Source organism: Nodosilinea sp. LEGE 07298, assembly GCF_015207265.1.
Taxonomy (GTDB): domain Bacteria; phylum Cyanobacteriota; class Cyanobacteriia; order Phormidesmidales; family Phormidesmidaceae; genus Nodosilinea.
The window spans coordinates 1-4,653 of sequence record NZ_JADEXE010000417.1; the positions used below are offsets into that span (position 1 = coordinate 1).

Consider the following 4,653-nt stretch of genomic DNA (forward strand, 5'->3'; position numbering starts at 1 on the left):
GGAGGGGACGGTCTATCTGCTAGGCGGCTAAGGCTGCTGGTGCCCCATCCAGCAGCACCTCGGCGATGGTGATGTCGCGCTTGATGGCCAGGCCATTCAAATACCCGATCGGGTCTTCGGCGTCGAAGTCGGTGCCGTCGAACAGGTGAATACTGCCGCGAGTGAACTTGTCGTCGAGCAGGCCTAGTTCGCGGGCGGCGGTGCTGTAGACATCGACCCGCACGATGCGTTCGAGAATTTCGAGCCAGTTGCGGGGAAAGGGCACATCGCCCCAGCGGGCCAGCTGGGTCATGTGCCAGAGGTGTTCGGTGCGGCTGGGGCGGTTAGCTCCGTTGCCGAAGAACAGGTGGTGGGCGTACTCGCGCATGGGCTTGTCGAGGGTGCAGACCTTGGTGGTGGGGTTGCCCAGGTGAATGTACTCGATTGGGGTGCCTAGGTAGGCCCGCTGGGAGAGAATCTGGCGAATCTCTAGCTCGTTTTCGGGCTCGGCGCAGTAGCGGCAGGCGTCGAGCAGGGCCTTGGTGAGGGCGATGTGGGTGTTGGGGTAGGCGCTGGCCCAGTCTTCACGCACGCCAAGCACTTTGCCGGGGTGGCCGTCGTAGATCTCGCGATCGGTGGCGATGGTAAAGCCCACCTCATCCATGGCGGCGCGCAGGTTCCAGGGTTCGCCGACGCAGAAGCCGTCGATCGCATTGTTCTTCAGGTCCACCACCATCTGGGCGGGGGGAATGGTTTGCAGGGCCAGGTCGCGATCGGGGTCAATGCCGCCCGCCGCTAGCCAGTAGCGCAGCAGCAGGTTGTGCATCGAGGAAGGGTGCACCATGCCCATGCGGTGCTGGGTGTCGGGGGTGCGGCGCAGCATTTCCCGAAACGCGTCGAGGCTGTGCACGCCCTGATCATAGAAGCGGCGCGATAGGGTGATGGCGTTGCCGTTGCGGGTCATGGTCAGGGCCGAAACCACGGGCAGGGGCTGGTTGTTGTGGCCACCGAGGGAAAACCACAGGGGCATGCCCGAGGGCATTTGAGCTGCATCCAGGTACCCCCCGGCGATGCCGTCGACAATGCCGCGCCAGCTGGTTTCGCGCACCAGGTTGACCTCATCCAGGCCGTGTTTGGCAAAGAAGCCTTTCTCTTTGGCGATCGCCACCGGGGCGCACGCGGTCAGCGGTACAAAGCCAATGTCCAGGTTCACTTTCTCCAGCCCGTGGCGGGCGACCACCGCCGTTTTCAGGGCGCGGCGCTTTTTAATCCGCTTTTGCTGATTAAGGAAATAGATAATCTCGCTGCGCAGACTGTAGTAGCTGGGGTGCTCAACCACCTCCATGCGCGCTCTCGGGCGGGGAATATCGACCTCGAGAATATTGCCGATCTCGGCACCGGGGCCGTTGGTGAGCATAACGATGCGATCGCTCAGCAGCACCGCCTCATCGACATCGTGGGTAACCATCACGGCGGTGACGTTGTTTTCGTCGCAGATCCGCATCAGCTGGGTTTGCAGATTACCGCGAGTCAGCGCATCCAGTGCCCCAAAGGGTTCATCGAGCAAGAGCAGCTTGGGGCGAATGGCCAGGGCGCGGGCGATCGCTACCCGCTGCTTCATCCCCCCTGAGAGCTGGTCAGGCCATTTGTCGGCGGCTTGCTGCAAGCCCACCAGGTTGATGTGCTCTTCGACGATGGCGCGGCGATCGCCCTTAGGCAGGTCACCGTAGACGCTGTTCACCGCCAGGGCAATGTTTTCGCGCACGCTGCGCCAGGGCAAGAGGGAATAGTTTTGGAACACCACCATGCGATCGGGGCCGGGTTGGGTGATTTTTTTGCCCTCCAGGGTCAGCACCCCGGAGCTGGGCAGCGACAGACCCGCGATCATATTTAAAAGGGTCGATTTGCCACAGCCCGAGTGACCAATAAACGAGACAAACTCCCCCGTTTTAATCGTTAGATCAATCCCCTTCAAGGCGATATACTCACCGCCATCCGCCAGAGAAAATACCTTATCCACCTGGTCCACTGCAACTAACAAACTCATAGATTTTTCCTCGCGATCGTTGTGATGGATTCCGTAAATCCCCTCCAGGGAGGGGCGAGTCTACCGTAGGGTGGGAAATGCCCACCAAAAACTGTGGCTTAACAGGTTAGATGAGCGGATTTTCTCTAAAGCTCTCAACCCATGGTGGGCAGTGCCCACCCTACTTTCCTCAACCCATTGGGGGCAGTCTAGGCCCAGCGCATTTTTAGGCCCGGTGCATTGCAGCGCACGGATCGGGGTGTTTAGAAAGGATTTTAGGGCCGCGAATGCACCCTATAGATTTCCTTCTTACTTCCGGGCGGGGGCAATCTTCATTTGCAAAAAGGCAATCAGACGATCGAGCAGCAGCCCCACAAAACCGATATAAAACACCGCCAAAATAATCTCGCTGATGTAGTTTTGCTGGTAGGCATCCCAGATAAAAAAGCCGATGCCCACAATTCCCGACATCACAATTTCTGCTGCAATAATCGCCAGCCAGGCTAGACCGATCGCAATCCGCAGTCCGGTAAAAATGTAGGGCAGCGCCGAGGGAAACAGAATATTGAAGTAATAGTCTTTGCGCGACAGCTGGAGCACCTTAGCCACGTTGTCGTAGTCTTCTGGAATCTGCCGCACCCCTTCAATGGTGTTGATCAAAATGGGCCACACGGCGGTAATAAAGATTACGAAAATGGCGGCGGGCTGGTTTTGTTGTAGGGCCACCAGGGCGATCGGTACCCAGGCCAGCGGAGCCACCATCCGCAAAAACTGAAAGATTGGGTAGGTGGCCTTGTTGATCCAGGGGCTAGTACCCACCAAAACCCCAACTGCAATACCAACTACAGCGGCAGCGGTATAGCCCTGCGCTACCCGACCCAGGCTGGCCCAGGTCTGCCAAAACAGCCCCTTATCTAACCCACCCAGGTCGTAAAAGGGGTACAGCAACAGCTCGCGGGTGCGGGTATCGGTCCATAGGCTCAGCGGCCCAGGCAATCGGGTCATGCCTGACCATGACACCAGCTGCCACACCGTCAAAAATACCGCAATGCCAACAATAGGGGGAATTAGGTCCGGGCCGCGCTTTTGCCAAAACTGCTGCACCGAAGCCAGAGCCGGGTTAGGCCGCGTCGGCCTACGAACGGGAGAGTGAGTAACCATAGTTGCTGTACCTGCTGTGGATGGACCGGATCACGAACGGTTTGGAGGAGGAAACCCACCTCGGCCTTTCTTTGGGGAGACTGGCCGAGGTGGGCTGGTTCAGAAACCGAGGCAAGGGGGAATAGGGCTGCTGTTGGCGATGGAGGCCCCATGCGCTCACCTCTGTCATCTTTCTCTGAACCAGTGCTGGGGGGAGGACGTGGAAGACAATTTTGGATTAGCGATTTTGGATTTTGAGATTGGCCACCAGACTGCCAAAATCTAAAATCCAAAATCTAAAATTGCCGCTCCTCCTAGACCCGCTTGATCTTGAGGCTGTTGAGGTATGCCTCGGGGTTGGCGGGGTCAAACTTAACGCCGTCGAAGAAGGTCTCGACGCCTCGCGACGTATCGGCGGGAATGGCGGCGGTAAATCCGGCTTCGGTGGCCGCTTCGCGCCAGATGTCTTCGCGGTTGACGGCATCGACAATGCGCTTGGCGGTGTCGAAGTCGGTGAGCTGGTTTTTGTGGAAGCCCCAGCGCATGCTCTCGGTCAAAAACCACAGGTCGTGGCTCTTGTAGGGGTAAGACACGCTTCCTTTGGGGTCAGTCCAGTACAGGGGGCCAACGTTGATGTCCTTAAAGTCGGCTTTGCCGTCGCCCATGGCGTATTCACCCTTGTAGGGTGGGGTCAAAATTTCTTCAGGAACATTGAAGTAGTTGCGACCCGCCAAAATTTTCACCGCTTCGGGCCGGTTAGCTGGGTCATCCAGCCACTGCTGGCCTTCCATTAACCCCTTCAACAGGGCTTTGGTAGCGTTGGGGTTGGCGTCAACCCAATCGGCCCGAATGGCCAGGTACTCTTCGGGGTGAAAGGCCCAAAGTTCGTGGGTCAAAGCCGACATAAAGCCAATGTCGTCGGCAACGATGCGATAGGGCCAGGGGTCGCCAGTGCTGAAGGCATCCATGGTGCCGTTGCGCATACCCTGCACGGTCTCAGCGGGGGGCACCGCTAGCAGGTCGATGTCGGTGTCGGGGTCAATGCCACCTGCGGCAAACCAGTAGCGAATCCAGAAGTCCTGGTTGACGTTGGGGAAGGTGTGAGCCGCTTTGAACTTGCGGCCCTGGTTGGCCTGAAAGCCCTTGATATAGTCGGCAGCTCCCGAAAGATCGAGCCCCAGCCCTTTACCGGTGTGAATGCCAGAAACAGCAATGCCATTACCCTGGGTTTCGAGCTGGGCCAGCACGTACATGGGTATTTTTTGGCCGTTGGTAATAATGCCTTCGCTAATTAGGTGGGGCATGGGCATTTGCCACTGACCACCGTCGATGCCGCCACCGCTCGATCCGATGGTGACATTGTCGCGAGCTGAGGCCCAGTTGGCCTGCTTAGAGACTTCGACCCCGGTCATGCCGTACTTGGCAAAGAAGCCCTTTTCTTGGGCGATGATCATCGCGGCCGATTCAACGATGGGAATGTAGCCCAGCTTGATGTTAGGGGTCTCGGG

At 58.2% G+C, this 4,653-nt stretch carries 3 protein-coding genes; all 3 read right to left on the reverse strand.

Features of this window, described 5'->3' with window-relative positions:
• Positions 1 to 19: 19 nt before the first annotated feature.
• Positions 20 to 2,026, reverse strand: a complete 2,007-nt coding sequence (locus IQ273_RS30695) for a nitrate ABC transporter ATP-binding protein (protein ID WP_194026882.1) — start codon at positions 2,024 to 2,026, stop codon at positions 20 to 22.
• A gap of 288 nt (positions 2,027 to 2,314) precedes the next feature.
• Positions 2,315 to 3,166, reverse strand: a complete 852-nt coding sequence (ntrB, locus tag IQ273_RS30700; RefSeq protein ID WP_194026883.1) for a nitrate ABC transporter permease — start codon at positions 3,164 to 3,166, stop codon at positions 2,315 to 2,317.
• Between the two features lie 293 nt (positions 3,167 to 3,459).
• Positions 3,460 to 4,653, reverse strand: a 1,194-nt coding sequence (locus IQ273_RS30705) for a CmpA/NrtA family ABC transporter substrate-binding protein (protein ID WP_194026884.1), incomplete at its 5' end; no start/stop codon positions are given.

Coding starts and splice junctions, on each gene's coding strand:
- IQ273_RS30695 (WP_194026882.1), bottom strand. CDS start 2,026: ATGAGTTTGTTAGTTGCAGTGGACCAGGTGGATAAGGTATTTTCTCTG.
- ntrB (WP_194026883.1), bottom strand. CDS start 3,166: ATGGTTACTCACTCTCCCGTTCGTAGGCCGACGCGGCCTAACCCGGCT.